This is a genomic window from Flavobacterium sp. MR2016-29, from assembly GCF_015350695.1.
GTDB lineage: Bacteria > Bacteroidota > Bacteroidia > Flavobacteriales > Flavobacteriaceae > Flavobacterium.
In genome coordinates, this window is record NZ_JADKPU010000009.1 from 23,608 (window position 1) to 41,623 (window position 18,016).

At 33.3% G+C, this 18,016-nt stretch carries 17 protein-coding genes; 14 read left to right on the forward strand and 3 right to left on the reverse strand.

The window, feature by feature from the left end; genetic code table 11:
• The 6 genes from IR010_RS17310 (at position 1) to IR010_RS17335 (ending at position 7,258) form a co-directional block, all read left to right on the forward strand.
• Positions 1-3,063, forward strand: coding sequence for a DNA polymerase III subunit alpha (locus tag IR010_RS17310; RefSeq protein WP_194605610.1), 3,063 nt, complete (start codon positions 1-3; stop codon positions 3,061-3,063).
• A gap of 57 nt (positions 3,064-3,120) precedes the next feature.
• Positions 3,121-4,500 (forward strand): exonuclease domain-containing protein, encoded by a 1,380-nt coding sequence (locus IR010_RS17315; RefSeq protein WP_194605611.1) that lies wholly within the window; start codon positions 3,121-3,123, stop codon positions 4,498-4,500.
• A 71-nt stretch (positions 4,501-4,571) separates the two neighbouring features.
• Positions 4,572-5,348 carry an exodeoxyribonuclease III gene (xth, locus tag IR010_RS17320; protein WP_194605612.1) on the forward strand — a complete coding sequence of 259 codons (777 nt, stop codon included), beginning with the start codon at positions 4,572-4,574 and terminating at the stop codon, positions 5,346-5,348.
• Between the two features lie 10 nt (positions 5,349-5,358).
• A complete protein-coding gene (locus IR010_RS17325; RefSeq protein WP_194605613.1) occupies positions 5,359-5,985 on the forward strand; it encodes an alpha-ketoglutarate-dependent dioxygenase AlkB family protein in 627 nt (208 codons plus the stop codon).
• A 156-nt stretch (positions 5,986-6,141) separates the two neighbouring features.
• On the forward strand, positions 6,142-6,603 hold the full coding sequence (locus IR010_RS17330; RefSeq protein WP_029273466.1) for a DUF1810 domain-containing protein: 462 nt from the start codon (positions 6,142-6,144) through the stop codon (positions 6,601-6,603).
• 247 nt (positions 6,604-6,850) lie between these two features.
• Positions 6,851-7,258 (forward strand): hypothetical protein, encoded by a 408-nt coding sequence (locus tag IR010_RS17335; protein WP_029273465.1) that lies wholly within the window; start codon positions 6,851-6,853, stop codon positions 7,256-7,258.
• Positions 7,259-7,362: 104 nt separating this feature from the next.
• Here the strand turns inward: IR010_RS17335 and IR010_RS17340 are convergent, their stop codons facing one another.
• On the reverse strand, positions 7,363-8,775 hold the full coding sequence (locus tag IR010_RS17340; protein ID WP_194605614.1) for an APC family permease: 1,413 nt from the start codon (positions 8,773-8,775) through the stop codon (positions 7,363-7,365).
• A gap of 325 nt (positions 8,776-9,100) precedes the next feature.
• Here IR010_RS17340 and IR010_RS17345 point away from each other — a divergent pair, with 325 nt between their 5' ends.
• The 8 genes from IR010_RS17345 (at position 9,101) to IR010_RS17380 (ending at position 14,331) form a co-directional block, all read left to right on the forward strand.
• A complete protein-coding gene (locus IR010_RS17345) occupies positions 9,101-9,481 on the forward strand; it encodes a hypothetical protein (protein WP_194605615.1) in 381 nt (126 codons plus the stop codon).
• A 10-nt stretch (positions 9,482-9,491) separates the two neighbouring features.
• The gene (locus IR010_RS17350; protein ID WP_194605616.1) at positions 9,492-9,875 is read left to right on the forward strand and encodes a DUF5958 family protein; all 384 of its coding nucleotides are present in this window, start codon (positions 9,492-9,494) and stop codon (positions 9,873-9,875) included.
• A gap of 89 nt (positions 9,876-9,964) precedes the next feature.
• Positions 9,965-10,399 carry a hypothetical protein gene (locus tag IR010_RS17355; RefSeq protein WP_194605617.1) on the forward strand — a complete coding sequence of 145 codons (435 nt, stop codon included), beginning with the start codon at positions 9,965-9,967 and terminating at the stop codon, positions 10,397-10,399.
• 28 nt (positions 10,400-10,427) lie between these two features.
• Positions 10,428-10,847 (forward strand): lipocalin family protein, encoded by a 420-nt coding sequence (locus IR010_RS17360; protein ID WP_194570741.1) that lies wholly within the window; start codon positions 10,428-10,430, stop codon positions 10,845-10,847.
• Positions 10,848-11,075: 228 nt separating this feature from the next.
• Positions 11,076-11,414: a hypothetical protein gene (locus tag IR010_RS17365; RefSeq protein ID WP_029273460.1), complete on the forward strand. Its 339-nt coding sequence runs from the start codon at positions 11,076-11,078 to the stop codon at positions 11,412-11,414.
• 81 nt (positions 11,415-11,495) lie between these two features.
• The gene (locus IR010_RS17370) at positions 11,496-12,026 is read left to right on the forward strand and encodes a hypothetical protein (RefSeq protein WP_194570742.1); all 531 of its coding nucleotides are present in this window, start codon (positions 11,496-11,498) and stop codon (positions 12,024-12,026) included.
• A gap of 495 nt (positions 12,027-12,521) precedes the next feature.
• Positions 12,522-13,946, forward strand: a complete 1,425-nt coding sequence (locus IR010_RS17375) for a sensor histidine kinase (protein WP_194605618.1) — start codon at positions 12,522-12,524, stop codon at positions 13,944-13,946.
• Positions 13,936-14,331, forward strand: a complete 396-nt coding sequence (locus IR010_RS17380) for a response regulator (protein ID WP_194570744.1) — start codon at positions 13,936-13,938, stop codon at positions 14,329-14,331. The genes IR010_RS17375 and IR010_RS17380 overlap by 11 nt, the downstream gene beginning before the upstream one ends.
• 15 nt (positions 14,332-14,346) lie before the next feature.
• Here IR010_RS17380 and IR010_RS17385 read toward each other — a convergent pair whose 3' ends face one another.
• Positions 14,347-15,468 (reverse strand): peptidoglycan endopeptidase, encoded by a 1,122-nt coding sequence (locus tag IR010_RS17385; RefSeq protein ID WP_194605619.1) that lies wholly within the window; start codon positions 15,466-15,468, stop codon positions 14,347-14,349.
• Positions 15,469-15,725: 257 nt separating this feature from the next.
• Positions 15,726-17,990: an aconitate hydratase gene (locus IR010_RS17390; protein ID WP_194570746.1), complete on the reverse strand. Its 2,265-nt coding sequence runs from the start codon at positions 17,988-17,990 to the stop codon at positions 15,726-15,728.
• Positions 17,991-18,016: the final 26 nt, after the last annotated feature.

Below are 18,016 nucleotides of genomic sequence, written 5' to 3' on the forward strand. Positions count from 1 at the left end.
ATGTATCTCAATTGTCATTCATATCATTCACTTCGCTACGGCACGATTCCTCTCGATGATCTCATCACAGAGGCTGTTTCTTGTGGCGTAAAAGCAATGGCACTTACAGATATTAATACGGTAACTGGAATTTATGATTTTATAAGAGGATGTGATAAAGCAGGAATTAAACCTTTAGTAGGCATAGAATTCCGTTCAGAACATCAATTTAGATATATAGGTTTGGCTCAAAACCCTGAAGGTTTGGGTGAAATGAATCGGTTTTTAACGGATCATAATTTCAGTGGAGAAACTTTACCTCTAATTGCTCCCAAATTCAAATCGGCTTTTATTATTTACACTTTAGAAAATGCTCCAGCAAAACTTCGTGAAAATGAGTTTATCGGCATTCGCGCGGATGAAGTTTCAAGGCTTTTTACATCAGAACATAAAGATAAAATTTCTAAAATGGTTGTACTGCAATCGGTAACTTTTAGAAATAAAAAAGAATTTAATCTGCATAAAATTTTACGCGCGATTGATACGAATATTATTCTTTCGAAACTAACAGAAACTGATTATTGTAAAACGTCTGAGAAAATGTTGCCTCTAGAAGATCTTTTACCTTACTATGAACGTTATCCTGAAATAATATCCAACACACAGCAAATAATTAATTCCTGCCATTTTGAATATGATTTTACAACACCCAAAAACAAAAAGTTTTTTACTAAAAGTCGTGAAGAAGATATAGCAAAACTTACTGAACTGGCGCAGAAAGGATTAGTATGGCGCTATGGCGAAAATCACGAACTGGCAAAAAAACGTGTAGAAAAAGAACTAAAAGTAATTGATAAATTAGAGTTCAGCGGTTATTTTTTAATTACCTGGGATATTGTACGCTACAGCAATAGTAAGGGTTTCATGCACATTGGCCGAGGCAGTGGTGCCAACAGTATTATCGCCTATTGTTTAGGTATTACAGATATTTGTCCCTTAGAATTGGATTTATATTTTGAGCGATTTTTAAATTTAAATCGAAAAAGTCCGCCTGACTTCGACATCGATTGGAGTTGGAAAGAACGCAACATAATTTTAGAGTATATCTTTGATAAATATGGCCGTGATCATGTTGCTTTTTGCGGTACCAATGTAGAATTCAAACACCGCTCTATTTTCAGAGAAGTCGGAAAAGTTTTTGGTCTTCCGAAAGAAGAATTAGATATGCTGGCAAAAAATCCGATGGCATTACAAGAAACTAATTCTATTGTAAAGCTGGTTCAGGATTATAGTCTTATGATGAATAAATACCCTAATCAGCGCAGTATGCATGCCTGTGGTATTATTATTTCTGAAGAACCTATTACCAATTATACGCCTTTAGAAATGCCTCCAAAAGGTTTTCCTATTGTACTTTTTGACATGCATATTGCCGAAGAAATTGGTTTCGAAAAATTCGATATTCTAAGTCAGCGCGGCATTGGGCATATCGACGACAGCGTAAAACTAATCGAAAAAAACCGAGGCATAAAAGTAGATATTCGAAACACTTCTATATCAAAAAATGAAGCTATATGCAATGTGCATTTGGCACAAGGTAAAACCATTGGCTGTTTCTATATCGAAAGTCCCGCAATGCGCGGATTATTACGCCGTTTAAATTGTGATAATTATAGGATTCTTGTAGCGGCTTCTTCTATTATTCGTCCCGGCGTTGCACAATCCGGAATGATGAAAGAATATATTTTTCGTCATAATAATCCAGATCAGTTTCAATATTTTCATGAGGTTTTCAAAGAACATCTTGGTGAAACTTATGGTATTATGGTTTATCAGGAAGATGTGATCAAAATTGCCCAGCATTACGGAGGCGTTCCTGCTGCAGACGGTGATGTTCTGCGTCGTGCTATGTCTGGAAAAGGGCGTTCTAAAGAAGCCCTTCAAAAAGTAAAAGATAATTTCTTTGCTTCCTGTGCCCAAAAAGGACATCCTGAAGGTCTTAGTCAGGAAATTTACCGCCAGATTGAATCGTTTGCAGGATTTTCTTTTTGTAAAGCGCACTCCGCTTCTTATGCTGTAGAAAGTTACCAAAGTTTATATCTCAAGATCAATTATCCTGTAGAATTTATGGCAGCGGTTATTAATAATCAAGGCGGATTTTACAGAACAGAAGTTTATGTACACGAAGCACGCATGTCCGGAGCAACAATCCTTAATCCGTGTGTGAATAAAAGCGAATATCAAACTACCGTTTACAGAAACGATATTTATCTGGGCTTTATGCATTTGCAGGGTTTAGAATCGAAAATAGCAAATTTGATTGAATCGGATCGGGAGAAAAATGGTGAATTTATTTCTTTGGAGGATTTTATCAACCGAATTCCAATTGGCATTGAAAGTATTAAAATTTTGATTTTTATAGATGCATTTCGTTTCACAGGAAAAACCAAAAATCAGCTTCTGGTTATTGCCAGTTTGCTTCTGAATAATTTTAAACCAGAAAACAGAAGTTTGATGCTTTTACAAGAACCCGTTAAAGAATATAAACTTCCAACTTTAGAACGTTCTGTTTTTGAAGATGCTTTTGATGAAATCGAATTGTTAAGTTTTCCTGTATCCTGTACTATTTTTGATTTATTACAAACCAAACATCGCGGTGATATTATGGCTAAAGATTTGGTTATTCATCATAAAAAGCAAGTTCGAATGCTGGCTTATTTGATTTCCAGAAAACAAGTACCCACTAAAAAAGGAAACATGTATTTTGGGACTTGGATTGATCATGAAGGCACTTATTTTGACACAGCGCATTTCCCGGATTGTTTAGCGCAATATCCTTTTCAGGGCGGCGGCTGTTATCTTTTATTAGGAAATGTCGAAGTTGATTATCATTTTCCAACTATCACAATTACTAAAATGGCTAAAATGCCCTTTATTCCTGATCCAAGGTATATGGATGCTAAAGATCAGTTTAAAACACAGCAGTTAATCAAGGAAGATGTCAGTCCAACGCATCGCGAACCATATCCGCAGGCACATGAAATTAACTTGCCGAGATATCGAATGAAATTTCAAAGCAAATAGTTACAAAGATTTTGATGTTACAAGAATAAGAACAGCTTTCACGTTATATAAACAAAGATGAAAAAGCAAGAATATGCCATAGTAGATATTGAAACCACAGGCGGTAATGCCAGTAGCAGCCGTATTACAGAAATTGCGATCATCATTCATGACGGAAAAAATGTAATTGATCGCTTTGAAACGCTCGTTAATCCCGAAAAAGAAATACCGCTTTCTATTTTTGGATTAACAGGTATTAATAACGAAATGGTGGCTAATGCGCCAATCTTCGATGATATTTCTGAGAAAGTTTTAGAAATGCTTACCGATCGTATTTTCGTCGCGCATAACGTTAACTTCGATTATTCATTTGTGCGTCATCAATTGGAACAAGCGGGATTTAAATGGACTGCCAGAAAATTATGTACCGTTCGTGCAGCACGAAAAATTAAACCGGGGCTTGCATCGTACAGTCTGGGAAAACTTTGCTATTCGCTAAACATACCTTTAGAAAATCAGCATCGGGCTGGTGGAGATGCAGATGCTACTGCAATATTATTTTCTCAATTGCTGGAATGGGACGAGGAAGGTGAGATTGCAAAAATGGTCAAAATGACTTCACAAGATCAGCGTTTGCCACCCAATTTACCTCCAGAAGATTTTAATAATTTACCCGAAAAACCAGGTGTATATTATTTTTATAATCAGCAGAAAAAGGTGATTTATGTCGGGAAAGCAATCAACTTAAAAAAACGTGTTGCTTCTCATTTTAGCGGTCATAAAATCAATCCGCAAAGACAGCATTTTTTAAGAGATATCTATAGCATTTCCTTTGAAGTCTGTGCCACAGAATTAATGGCGCTTTTGTTAGAATGTACCGAAATAAAACAGCTTTGGCCAACCTACAATAGAGCATTAAAACGTTTTGAAGCAAAATTCGGCATTTATCAATACGAAGCAAGAAACGGCTACAAATATTTGGCCGTTGGAAAACTAAGCAAATTTCAAACTTGTATTCATGAATTTAATAGTTTGTATAACGCGATAGATTTACTAAGAAGTCTGGCTGAACAATTTGAAATTGATCAAAGGTTCTGCAAATATTCAAGACCGGAAGAAGGAGAAATTTTTCAGAATAATGATCTAAAAAGCTTGCCTGAGGTTTCGGTTCACAACGAGCAAGTCGACAATGCAATTGATTTTCTACTAAGCAACCGCCCCACTTTTGCCATTATAGATAAAGGAAGAAGCAAAGATGAACGCAGCTGTATTTGGATTGAAAACGGTCATTTTTATGGTATGGGACATATTCCGACAGATGTTTCGATTCATGATCCATTAGAAGTAAAAAACTATGTTACGCCTTATAAAAGCAATCAATATATGGTGCATTTGATTTTTGCTTACGCAGAAAAACATCCGGGTAAAGTATTCTTTAACAAACAATTCCTGAAATAAGAATAGGAAACTGTGTAAATATATATGTATAAAAAGCTGTAAATTTAATAGCACAACTAATTAAATCTACTATGAAAATAGCCACTTATAACGTAAACGGAGTCAACGGAAGATTAAATGTATTACTGCGCTGGCTTGAAGAAGCGACTCCAGATATTGTCTGTCTGCAGGAATTAAAAGCACCGCAGGATAAATTTCCGCTTAAAGCGATAAATGATGCGGGTTATAATGCGATTTGGCACGGACAAAAACAATGGAACGGCGTTGCAATTCTAGCCCGAAATATGGAAATTGAAGAAGTAACACGCATTCTTCCGGGCGATAATGAGGATATTCAAAGCCGTTATATTGAAGCTTTGATTAACGGAATCGTAATTGCCTGCCTTTATCTTCCAAACGGAAATCCGGCACCGGGACCTAAATTAGAATATAAACTAAAATGGTTTGATCGTTTGGCTGAGCGTGCAGAAACCTTGCTGAAATTAAAAATTCCAGTAATACTCGTTGGTGATTTTAATGTTATGCCAACAGAATTAGATGTTTATAAACCTGAAAAATGGGTAAAAGATGCACTTTTCCTGCCTGAAGTTCGAAAAGCTTTTGCAGCTATTGTTTCGCAAGGATGGACAGATGCCATTAGAAAATTATATCCTGATGAGAAGATTTATACTTTTTGGGATTATTTTAGAAAGGCTTACGAACGTGATGCTGGATTGAGAATTGATCATTTTTTACTAAGTCCGCAAATAGCAAAAGAACTACGCTCCGGCGGAGTTGACCGTCATGTACGAGGCTGGGAAAAAACAAGCGATCATGCCCCTGTGTGGATTGAAATTGACAAAAAATAAAGGAGAAAAAATGACATTATTTAACGACACCGAATTATTTACCCCAGGTTTGGCAGGAAAAAAAGTATTTGACATTCCTGATTCTGAATTGATTTTGATTGATAACTTTTTTTCCAAAGAAGAATCTGACCGTTTTTATGAAAGACTGCTTCGCAAAACCAAATGGAGAGAATATGAAATGGAAATTTATGACAAAACCTATACGGTTCCCAGAATGATCGCCTGGTATGAGGATAAAGATAATCCCGGAGCAGACCCAAAAGGTCCCGATTGGAATTACGAATTATTGACTATCAGAGGTCGGGTAGAAAAAGAAACGCAGCAGGATTTTAATACCGTTTTGCTTAATTTATACCGAAATGGAAATGACGGCGTGGGCTGGCACAGCGACAAAGAACATAATACAGGACCAAACCCAATTATTGCTTCGGTGACTTTTGGAGAAACTAGAATGTTCAGGCTTCGTCATAAATTCAGCAAGGAAATTCCGCAGGTCGAAATTCCGCTTCACCATGGTTCTTTTTTATTGATGGCAGGAACAACAAATAGTTTTTGGCAGCATCAGGTTCCGAAAACGGCACGAGATGTTTTACCGAGAATAAACTTAACTTTTAGACAAACTCATCGTAATGTATGATTTCTAAATAACTCAAAATGAGTTATTTTTTAGACTAGAGGCATGAGGAAAATTCTGTCGAAAAAAGTTAAAATACTGACTGTATGAACCTTTTATTAGGCAGACCCTTTCTTTTTTACTACTTTTGCAACCCTTTTTTAAAATACAAATACCAAAATGGCTTATTCAAACAATGATTTATCGCGTTTTTTAGATGCGCAAAATAAACTTTATCTTACTGCTCTTTCTGAAATTAAAAAAGGAAAAAAAGAAACACACTGGATGTGGTTTATTTTTCCTCAGATAAAAGGATTGGGTACTAGTGATACTGCAAATCTTTACGCGATTGCCGATCTTAAAGAAGCTGCCGAATTTTTAGAGCATCCTATTTTAGGAAAACATCTTATCGAAATTTCAGAACTGTTTTTGACTTTTAAAAGAAAATCAGCAGATGGGATTTTAGGCGATTTAGATGCACGAAAATTACGCTCTTCAATGACGCTTTTTTCTTTAGTAGAAAATACAAATCCTGTATTTAAAGAAATATTAGACGCTTTCTTCTCTGGAGAAACAGATCCTCTTACCATATCTATTATTAATTCAACTATAAAATCTTCTGTAGAAACTGAAATAGCTTAATTACAGATTATTTAAATTAAACGACACTACATTTTTTGCCACTGCAAATTAAGTAGTGTCTTTTTTTATGTTTTTTTCGCAAAATTCGCTGTATTACAATTAGTTTTTACCCAGTGATTCAATAGGTTAAAAACATCTCTATGAAGATATTTTTTACGCAGAGTCAAACAAATTTTGTGTCTTATTTTTCCTGTTTTTATAATTGATAATTAATTCTATATTCGCATTTCTAAAACCAAAAAAAATAATGACCGAAAAAATTAAAATCCTTAAAACCATTCACCTAGCCATTTGCGCTGGTGTAATTATTACTTACTTTATGTTAGGTGAGTTTTCGAATGAAACATTAAAAATTCCTGTTCTTGATTCTTCCTCAATCGTGTATGCAATAATTCCGTTTATTGCTATCCTTTTAAGTAATTTTTTATTTAAATCCTTTCTAAAAAAAGTAGATCAAGATTTAACCCTTGAAGAAAAACTGCCAACGTACCAAACTGCTTCAGTTATTCGCTGGGGAATTCTTGAAGGCGCTGCTTTTATCATATTATTTCTAAAACCAGAATTTGTGTTGTTTGGAGTTTTGGTTATTGTATATCTTATTTTTTTAAGACCTACTGAAGATAAAATTGCTTCTGATCTTCAAGTTAATTTTTAAATCTTAACTTGAAAAATCGATTGCATAAAAAACGCCTTGTTTACACAAAGCGTTTTTTTTATTTAAAATCTTAGTCCCGAAAACTTGGGGAAAGCAACTTTTTATTAAGATTCCTTAGGTTTTGTTAAGTAATATACCGGAATTCCTGTCAGCATAATTAATACTCCCCAGCCACAAGTTGAGAATTTAGTCAATAACAGTGAGATACAAATTGCTGTTGCAATAATGATGTATAACATTGGTAAAAAAGGATACCCGAAGGCTTTATAAGGTCTTTCTGCATCTGGCATTTTTTTACGTAAAATAAAGATTCCGTAGATCGTTAGAATGTAAAAAATCAAAACAATTATAATTACAAAGTCTAATAAATCTCCATATTTTCCTGTCAAGCATAAAGCCGAAGCCCAGATACATTGTGCCCAAAGCGCCCAAGCAGGAACACTCGATTCGTTAAGAACGGCAGCCTTTTTAAAGAACAAGCCATCTTTTGCCATGGTGTAATAAACTCTTGCGCCAGCCATAATTAATCCGTTGTTGCAGGCGAAAGTCGAAATCATGATCATAATTGCGATAATCAAAGTACCTATATCACCAAAAATATATTGAGAAGCCACCACCGCTACTCTATCTGATTTTGCTGTTGCAATTTCGTCTAGCGGAATAACAGCCAAGTACATTAAATTCGTTAAAACATAAATAATCGTTACGATAAAAGTTCCAAGAAATAAACTGAAACCAACGTTACGTTTTGGATTTTTAATCTCACCAGCAATAAATGTAACACCGTTCCAAGCATCGCTTGAAAATAATGATCCTACCATTGCAGCCGAAATTCCGGTAATCAAAGCAGTTCCGCTTATTGGAAGCCATGAACCACTATCAACATTATAAGAACGTGTTGTCCAGGCATTTGCCCAGTTGGCATCCCAAACGGAAGCTTTTGCTGCAAGCGTTAATCCAAAAACGATTAAACCTAGTAATGATAAAATTTTGATGATCGTTAAAACAGTTTGTAGAATTTTTCCGTTTTTCACTCCGCGACTGTTAATGTAAGTGAGTAACACGATTGTGAAAATTGATACGATCTGCGCTGCATTAAGTTTAAAAAAACCAAGTTCAAATACTATATTTTCGTCGCTGAAAGGCTCATAAATATAAGCTGCAAATTTTGAAAACGCCACACCAACGGCAGCGATTGTTCCGGTTTGAATTACGGCAAAAAAGCTCCAGCCGTACAAAAAAGCAATTAATTTATTGTATGCTTCTTTTAGATAAACATATTGTCCGCCCGCTTTTGGGAACATTGCACTGAGCTCTCCATAACTTACAGCGGCGATAATGGTAATTAATCCAGATATCAGCCATATTAGAGTCAGCCATCCGGCAGATCCTACTTGTCTCGCGATATCGGCACTTACTATAAATATTCCAGATCCAATCATAGAACCTACAACAAGCATAGTTCCGTCTAGTAATCCGAGTTCTCTTTTAAAATGTTCTTGGTCGTTTTCTTGCATTATTTTATATTTTGGGTTGGTTAAAGATATACTTTTTTTGGAAATTTTAGATTTTAGATTACAGATTTTAGATTATTGGAAAATATTTTGGGCTTGTCTCTCTGGGTCGGGCTTTCGGCTATATCTTTTGCTCCGTTTTACTTCACAAAAGGATCACATCAAATGAAATTCACTGAGCTCAAATAAAATAAAAATCAAAGTGAAGTAATCACTCACACTAATCGTTTTCATAAAATCTAATTAGTAAATGAAAGGATATTTATACTTTAGCAATAAAATAGCTTAATCATCTTGCTTTGAAAAAAACTAAAAATAAAAATCAAAAATGAACATTGACATTTTGCTTTCCATACTTTTTACAATTCCGCTTTTTATTGTTGGATTTCAAATAGAAAAACTGAAGACAAAAAAAATATTTATTATTTGGATTTCAATCGCAATTTTATTGATTATTATTGGAATAATTATTGAAAACAATTCAAATAATGAAATGAGAAGCGTGAGTTATTTTAGCTCGCAATTACTTTTTATCTTTCTGATAGTTCAAAAAATAACTAGAAATATTTATTTTACAATATTTAAGCGAGAACCGGAATTTGGAAAATTCCCAAAACATAAAATTGATTATATTTACACTTTAACGATCTCATTTTCAGTAATCATTTTGGCTTTTCTTTTAGACAGTTACATCTTTAAAAAGTTTTAAAAATCAATTTATGGAAGAAATAATCAACAAGATTGCACAAGGTAAAATGGATTTTAATCTTGGTATAAAATTATTATTACAAAATAATTTTGAAGAACTTTTTAGAACATTACATAATTATATCATCAATTCTATTCCAAATAAAACGGATTATACTTCTGAAGCATATCAAAAAGCAATAGCTACAATTCCATTAAAAGCTACTTATACTCCAATTGTAATTTTAAAAACCAATCCAACTAAAATTGCATTTCAGAAGTTAGCTCTTCTTTCAAAAAATGAAAATGAAAAAACAATAACAGCCTTACTTTGGATTTTTAAGATTACAGATACTGAACGAAGAAATACAGTATGCAAAAATGGCTGCGAACATTTTTGGCATAAAATTGAATAAAACGATCACAAGAAATTAATTTTCAAAATATTACAAATTATAACGCAACCAATTTCAAATCGAACCATCTTATTAAAAACAAATAAATTATGAGAAGAATTATTACATTTTTTATTCTTGCTATTGGGTTTATTTCTTGCAGTTCTGAAAGCAAAAGCAACTTTCAAAATTCTGATATCTACGGGAAATGGAATTGGGTAAGTACAGATGGCGGATTTGCTTTTCATATACATGATACTCCAGCTTCTACAGGAAATTCGATTCAATTAAGTTTATCGAAAGACAATACTTTTTCTATAACCAAAAACGGAAAGGAAGTTGTAAGTGGAAAATATGAACTTACAACACAAAAATCTATTTACTCGGGCGAAACGGAAAAGTATATAACTTGTGAAATGGGCGAAAACAAAGAGACGTTAAATATTGTAACAAAAGGTATTATTACAATTGATGACAAAAATAAATTATCGATCTCTGATAACTTTAATGACGGAGTTGGAAGCGGATTCGTCGGTATTAAGTAAAAATTATACTAGCCAAAAACAAACCAGCATGAAAAAAATAATTTTATTACTTGCAATTCTATTCTTGCAAATAAGCTGCAACAGCGATAATGAAACTAAGCGAAAAGATACTGGAATTGTTGGAACTTGGAAATTTACTGAAGCTTATATAGGAGATGGAGGAACAAACACAAAATGGAATCCTGTTGAAAATGGCTATACTTACACCTTTAAAAGTGACGGAACTTTTACTTCTACTCGATTCACAGAATGTACTTCAGGTACTTATATATTGACAACCTCAATACTAACTTTAAATTTTGGATGTCCAGGATTTACAACTGCAATCGAAACACCAAAAGGAAAGTTTGTTGAAAAATACAAATCAGAAAATGGAAAAATGATTTTATCACCAACTTATCTTATATGTTACGAAGGATGTGAGTATAAATTCTCAAAAATTAAATAAATCACACTTTTTTTAATATTACTATAGAAGCTGCAAAAATTATTTGCAGTTTTTTTTTATCTAAAAAAAATCCATTTTACGTGTTCCCGTAACTTTATAAAGTTTCAACTATTTATATTTGAAAATCAAAATGTAAATTTTTTACGTGTCATTTTACACTATAATATGATAGCCGTACATTGTTAATATTGTAAACCAAAAAATTATAAACTAACCAAACACCACTTTATGGAAACCACCACACACGAAGCAGAAGATGTTGCAGATCAATTTTACAATTATGCTGCTAATCTTTTATTAAACGAAAATAAATCGTCTTACGAAACTAAAGCAAAACTCGTTGAGCAAGGCTTAAGTACTGAGATCGCTGGATTAATTGTCGAAAATCTAGAAATTCAAATTCAGGAAGCTCAATACGAAAAAGCACGAAAAGATATGGTTTACGGAGCTTTATGGTTTTGTGGCGGTACTATTTTGACATTTGCTGATATTGGCTTCATTTTTTGGGGAGCTATTTTATTTGGTGGTATTCAATTCTTTAAAGGAGTAATAAATGTTTATTCTTAATAAATTCATTACCATTTTTGATGGTCCAATTATGATGAAATGGACTTTAATAAATAAGCATTCAACTTAAAAAATAAAAATATGATAGTTTGGTCAGGAAGAGGATTTCTCTCTGTTTTAATATTATTCATCGCAATCTTCTCTTGTATCTCAATTTTCCCAGAAACATATATTGATTTGTGTTTTATTGTTCCGCTTTATGTTGCTGGAATTTTCAGTTATATTTTTGGAATCAGATGGAATCGGACTTTGAGAGTTTTTATTGATAAAGAAACCGGAAAAGAAATAAATTTCAAAAGTAATCATAGTCTGTTCTGGATAAAGATGGAATATTGGGGATTTATTTTTACAGCTCTAGGACTTATTATTTTAGCTCAAAATTTAGATAAATCGGGAATTGACTTTTATACCAATATCCTTTTGGCTTTAATTGGCATCGGAGGTTTAATCTATTTCGGAATTAATCTTGTCAAAATTAAAAGTGCGATTGTAACTAAGCCACAATTTGATATTGCTTCGGCGCATGCAGAACCTAAATTAAGTTTTATTAAGGAAGAAATTTCAAATCCAAAATTCGAAAGCGAAGATCCAAATCAATATTTGCCGAAATAAACTTAATTTGAAAATTAAAACGAATAGGAATGTTTAATTAAATGTAATATAGTTTCAAAAATCAATCAAAAGATGAAAGCTGCAAGTATAAAAATTTTGCAGCTTTTTTATTTACATCCATTTTTTTTGGCTCTTTAAGATTAAACAAAAAATTAATACTTTTTATTATTAGATGCTTTCTGATACGCTATATTATAAATCAAAAACTCTTTACGAAAAGCACAACTACCTCATATTAAAAAATAAATTACTGATAAACAATACATTAAATTTAAAATATTTAAAAAGACAGAAAATTCAGAACATTTTGTCAGACTGTATTATTTTTTTATTAAATTTGGTAGAGATGCTCTAAATCATAAAATGTAAATATTTCATTAACATTTGTTTATTTTTTACTATATTCAATTCCCCATATTGTTTATAAAGACAGCAAACAAATTTGCCAAAAGTTCATAAAAAGAATCAAAATTATTAACCTACAAATTAAAAATTATGAACAAGATTCAAATTTTAAAAAAGCTGCGTTTTCCAAATGTTTTTATTCTTCTGTTAATTGTTTTTATTTCATGTGCCTTATTAATCTGTACCAATTTTTTTACGATAAAAATATTGTCTGCCAACAGAGCTTATGTTAATGGCGAATCACATTATTCGAAAGGACAGAAAGATGCCTCTCGGCATTTAATAACTTATCTGTATACCAAAGATCAAAATCAATGGAAATTATATTTAGAAGAATTAAGAGTACCTCAAGGCGATGGGCTTGCAAGAATAACGCTTATGAAAGCAGGAGACAATGCCGTAGCACGAAAAGCACTTCTTGTAGGCAGGAATCATAGCGAAGATCTCAACGATCTTATTTGGATGTTTGATAATTTTAAACACGTTTCTTTCTTATCAAAGGCAATTCATGAATGGGAACAAGGCGATAAGTTGATTTTCAAATTATTTATCATCGGACAACAAATTAATGCTAAAATAAACCGAAACATTTTAACTATCGATGATCAACAAAAATTTATTCAGCAAATAAGTGCTATAAGCGACAAATTAACAGTTAATGAGCGTAACTTTTCTAATACTTTAGGAGAAGGAACCCGTTCAATAAAAGATTTGCTGATCATTACAAACATTTTTTTTATTTTGGTTATTGTCTGCAGCGTTTGTCTTTATTATTCTATAATGGTAAAACGTTTAATAGTTTCTAAAAAAGAAATCGAAGTTAAAAATGAAAATCTGATATTAGTAAATCATGAACTTGACCGTTTTGTTTACAGTGCATCGCATGACTTACGGTCTCCTATTACGTCTTTAAAAGGCTTAATTGAAATAACGCAATTAGAAGATAATATCGTTCAGATTAAAGATTATTTATGTCTGATGCATCAAAGTCTTGCCAAACAAGATCAATTTATAAGTGATATAATTGATTATTCCAAAAATAAACGAAAACAAATTATCATGGAACCTGTTAGCCTAAAGGAACTCTTTGATGAAGCCATTTCGCAATTGATGCATATTGAAAATGCAAACAAAATTACTTTTACAAAAGAGTTATTAGTAGACCAAATTCAGAGTGATGGTTTGCGATTAAAAATCATTATTTCGAATTTAATTTCAAATGCTATCAAATACGCTGACAGCAGCAAACAAGAAATGTTCATTTCTATTAAAACTTACGTAGCTGATGATTTTCATAAAATTGAAGTAACTGATAACGGAATTGGAATTAAAGATGAATTTAAAGACAATATTTTTGAAATGTACTTCGGTACAAATAAAAATAAAGGTTCAGGATTAGGACTTTATATTGTAAAAGAAGCTGTTGAAAACATTAAAGGAAACATTACTGTAAGCTCGCAAAGCACAATTGGAAGCCAGTTTATAGTAGCTATACCAAATTCTTATGCCATTTAGACCTACATTTTTATTAATTGAAGATAATTTGATCGACCAGCTTATTATCAAACAATTATTTAAGAAAGTACTTTTTATAAACGAAATTCATGTTGCCAATAATGGCAAAGAAGGACTCGACTGGCTTAGAGAGAATAGAGCAAAACACAATGCATTATTTATCTTACTTGATATCCAGATGCCGATAATGAACGGCTTTGATTTTTTAAATGTGTACAGTCAATTTGATAATGCCTTTAAAAAAGACGTCAAAATTTACATACTTTCCTCTACATTAGATCCCGATGAAATTAAACAGATTAAGGAAAACAAAGATGTTTTTAAGCTTTTAAGCAAGCCTTTTCCTATTGAAGAATTTAAAAATGCACTTTATCATAATTTATGAAAAATGCTGGCTAAACTAGTCCAAAATACGATTTACTTGAGAAAAAGCTCTTTCGTAATAAGGTTCTTTTGTTGAAGAAATCATTACGCCTCCGTGAGTAGAAGAATGCACAAATTTTATTTCTCCATCTAAAACTTCCACAACCATTCCGACATGATTAATCTGGTGTCTTCCGTTGGTTTTAAAGAAAATCAAATCGCCTTTTTGTGCTTCTGTTGAAGTTATTTTCATTCCGATTCGAGATTGTTCAATAGAACTTCTTGGCAGTTTAATATCGAAATTGCTAAAAGTACAAATCATTAAGCCTGAACAGTCAAAACCTGCTTTTGTAGTACCGCCTGAACGATATCTGATTCCGATATTTTCAGTTGCATTTACAATTAATTGATTGACTAAATCGGAGTGATTGCTTACTCGTATTACTGCCGAAGAGTCTCTCTTAATTTCTGAATTATCTGCAACCTGAACTGGAACTGAAAGCGTATCCTTAACTGGTTGTGCTACTGCCAAAGCTTGTACTGCGTCTGCTTTTTGTTTGGTAGTTAAAATTTTTAAAAGATAACCAACTGGCAATTTTCCTTTAATAAATGGATTTTGACGCTCCAATTCGGCAACTGTCAGTCCGTATCTTTTTGCAATGGCGTATTTGGTTTCTTTGGGCTGAACTTCTACAACGACTTCTACAACATTTACAATTTTAAGGTCGTCAAAAGGCTTTTCTTCAATTGCAGTTGAATTAGAAGGAATGTTAATTTGCTGCCCTATTTTCAATCCTTCGGTTTCTAATGAAGGATTCGCTTTTATTAAACCCTCAACAGAAACATTGTATTTTTTTGAGATTCCCCAAAGTGTTTCTTTGGCTTCAACTTCGTGTAAACTAGGAGTAGTGTTGGCAACAGTTTCTGCAGGTTTTGGAGCAACTGTTTTCTCGTTATTAGGAATTAATAAAATCGAGTTTAATTTTAGAATTGCAGGAGCATTAGGATTTGCTGCAGTAATATCTTTTGGTTTAAGTCCGTATTTTTTAGCAATTATAGTAAGGTTTTCTCCTTTTGAAATTTTGTGTTTGATAAATTTTTCTTGAGAAAAAACCCCTGCACTAAAAAAAAACAATACTATTATTAACCTGACAACCATTCCTTATTCAATTTTATTTAAGCTTCTATTGAAGTTCAATACCTATATTTTAAACTCAAAAAAAGCAACTTTATTACTTGATAGGCGAATTTAACTTTTTAAAGTAAAAAAACCAGTTTTTTTAACAACAAATTTGCCCCACCTCAAAAACCTTAAAGTTATTTTGACAGTAAAACAATGATTTAATAGCAATTGCCAAAAAATAAAAAACGCTCTGTTTTCACAGAGCGTTTTTTTGTATAATTAAATCTTAAAGATTAAGCTTTTCCAGCAGCAATTAAGTTTAATGCAGAACCTGCAACGAACCAGCCAATTTGTCCAGCGTTGTAAGTATGATTTGCTAAAATAATACTTTTTGTACCATCTGCGTGAACAAACTCTAACGTTAATGGCTTTCCTGGAGCGAACTCCGTTAAATCAGTAAAATTAATAGTATCGTTCTCTTGAATTTTATCATAATCAGCTTCGTTAGCAAAAGTCAATCCTAAAAGCCCTTGTTTTTTAAGGTTGGTTTCGTGAATACGAGCGAAAGATTTCACCAAAACTGCTTTTACTCCCAAGAAACGCGGCTCCATTGCAGCATGCTCACGAGAAGAACCTTCACCATAATTGTGATCTCCCACAACGATAGACGGAACTCCTGCAGCTTTGTATGCACGAGCTACAGCAGGAACTGCATCATATTCACCTGTTAATTGGTTTTTAACTGAATTTGTTTTTTGGTTAAATGCATTTACAGCACCAATCAGCATATTGTTAGAAATATTATCTAAATGTCCGCGGAAACGCAGCCATGGTCCAGCCATAGAAATGTGATCCGTTGTACATTTTCCGAATGCTTTTATTAATAATTTGGCACCCGTAATATTTTTACCATCCCAAGGATCAAAAGGAGCTAATAATTGCAAACGATCTGATGTTGGACTTACAGCAACCTGAACTCCTGAACCATCTTCAGCTGGAGCCTGAAAACCTGGATCTTTAGCATCAAATCCTTTTGGAGGCAATTCATCACCTGTTGGAGCGTCAAGCATCACTTCTTCTCCATCTTCGTTGATTAGAGTATCTGTTAATGGATTGAAACCTAAATCACCCGAAATAGCCATAGCAGTCACCAATTCTGGAGAACCTACAAAAGCCAAAGTGTTTGGATTACCATCTGCACGTTTTGAAAAGTTACGGTTGAAAGAGTGAACGATAGTATTTCTTTCTTCTTTCTCTGCTCCTTCTCTATCCCACATACCAATACAAGGTCCGCAGGCGTTAGCAAAAACGGTAGCTCCGATTTTTTCGAAAGTATCAATAAATCCGTCTCTTTCAATTGTATAACGAACTACTTCAGAACCTGGAGTAATTGTAAATTGCGATTTAGTTTTTAAGTTTTTAGCACTTACTTGTCTTGCCAAAGAAGCAGCACGAGCAATATCTTCATAAGAAGAGTTTGTACATGAACCAATCAAACCAACCTGAATTTGTAATGGCCAGTTGTTTTTAATAGCTTCTTCTTTCATTTTAGAAATTGGAGTAGCTAAATCTGGAGTAAAAGGTCCATTTAAATGTGGCTCTAATTCAGTTAAGTTAATTTCAATAACTTGATCAAAATATTTTTCTGGGTCAGCATATACTTCTGGATCTCCAGTTAAGTAAGAAGCTACTTTATCAGCTGCTTCAGCAACATCTGCTCTGTTTGTAGAACGCAAATAACGACTCATAGAATCATCATAACCAAAAGTTGAAGTTGTAGCTCCAATTTCAGCACCCATGTTACAAATAGTTCCCTTACCAGTACAAGACATAGAAGTTGCACCTTCTCCAAAATATTCAACGATTGCACCTGTACCACCTTTGACGGTTAAGATACCAGCCACTTTAAGGATAACATCTTTTGGAGCAGTCCATCCTGATAATTTACCAGTTAATTTTACTCCAATTAATTTTGGAAATTTTAATTCCCAAGCCATACCAGACATAACGTCTACGGCATCTGCTCCACCAACACCAATAGCAACCATTCCTAAACCACCTGCATTTACAGTGTGAGAATCGGTACCAATCATCATTCCGCCTGGGAAAGCATAATTTTCCAGTACTACTTGGTGAATAATTCCAGCTCCTGGCTTCCAGAAACCTATTCCGTATTTATTAGAAACTGACGATAAGAAATCGAAAACTTCGTTACTTTGTGTTTTTGCTCTAGCCAAATCGGTTGCAGCATCTACTTTTGCCTGAATCAAGTGATCACAGTGAACCGTTGTTGGAACAGCAACTGTTTTCTTTCCAGCGTGCATAAATTGCAATAATGCCATTTGTGCAGTTGCATCCTGGCATGCTACACGATCCGGAGCAAAATCAACATAATCTACTCCTCTTCCAAACGCCTTAGTTGGATCTCCATCCCAAAGGTGATTGTACAAAATTTTCTCAGTTAAAGTAAGTGGACGACCAACAATCTCGCGTGCTTTATCAACACGACCTGGCATGTTCTCATACACTTTTTTAATCATTTCAATATCAAAAGCCATAAGTTTATAATTGTTTTTTGTTTTTT

Bases quoted from the DNA above. Each gene is read 5' to 3' on its own strand.
- IR010_RS17310 (WP_194605610.1), top strand. From the start codon at position 1: ATGTATCTCAATTGTCATTCATATCATTCACTTCGCTACGGCACGATT.
- IR010_RS17315 (WP_194605611.1), top strand. From the start codon at position 3,121: ATGAAAAAGCAAGAATATGCCATAGTAGATATTGAAACCACAGGCGGT.
- xth (WP_194605612.1), top strand. From the start codon at position 4,572: ATGAAAATAGCCACTTATAACGTAAACGGAGTCAACGGAAGATTAAAT.
- IR010_RS17325 (WP_194605613.1), top strand. From the start codon at position 5,359: ATGACATTATTTAACGACACCGAATTATTTACCCCAGGTTTGGCAGGA.
- IR010_RS17330 (WP_029273466.1), top strand. From the start codon at position 6,142: ATGGCTTATTCAAACAATGATTTATCGCGTTTTTTAGATGCGCAAAAT.
- IR010_RS17335 (WP_029273465.1), top strand. From the start codon at position 6,851: ATGACCGAAAAAATTAAAATCCTTAAAACCATTCACCTAGCCATTTGC.
- IR010_RS17340 (WP_194605614.1), bottom strand. From the start codon at position 8,775: ATGCAAGAAAACGACCAAGAACATTTTAAAAGAGAACTCGGATTACTA.
- IR010_RS17345 (WP_194605615.1), top strand. From the start codon at position 9,101: ATGAACATTGACATTTTGCTTTCCATACTTTTTACAATTCCGCTTTTT.
- IR010_RS17350 (WP_194605616.1), top strand. From the start codon at position 9,492: ATGGAAGAAATAATCAACAAGATTGCACAAGGTAAAATGGATTTTAAT.
- IR010_RS17355 (WP_194605617.1), top strand. From the start codon at position 9,965: ATGAGAAGAATTATTACATTTTTTATTCTTGCTATTGGGTTTATTTCT.
- IR010_RS17360 (WP_194570741.1), top strand. From the start codon at position 10,428: ATGAAAAAAATAATTTTATTACTTGCAATTCTATTCTTGCAAATAAGC.
- IR010_RS17365 (WP_029273460.1), top strand. From the start codon at position 11,076: ATGGAAACCACCACACACGAAGCAGAAGATGTTGCAGATCAATTTTAC.
- IR010_RS17370 (WP_194570742.1), top strand. From the start codon at position 11,496: ATGATAGTTTGGTCAGGAAGAGGATTTCTCTCTGTTTTAATATTATTC.
- IR010_RS17375 (WP_194605618.1), top strand. From the start codon at position 12,522: ATGAACAAGATTCAAATTTTAAAAAAGCTGCGTTTTCCAAATGTTTTT.
- IR010_RS17380 (WP_194570744.1), top strand. From the start codon at position 13,936: ATGCCATTTAGACCTACATTTTTATTAATTGAAGATAATTTGATCGAC.
- IR010_RS17385 (WP_194605619.1), bottom strand. From the start codon at position 15,468: ATGGTTGTCAGGTTAATAATAGTATTGTTTTTTTTTAGTGCAGGGGTT.
- IR010_RS17390 (WP_194570746.1), bottom strand. From the start codon at position 17,990: ATGGCTTTTGATATTGAAATGATTAAAAAAGTGTATGAGAACATGCCA.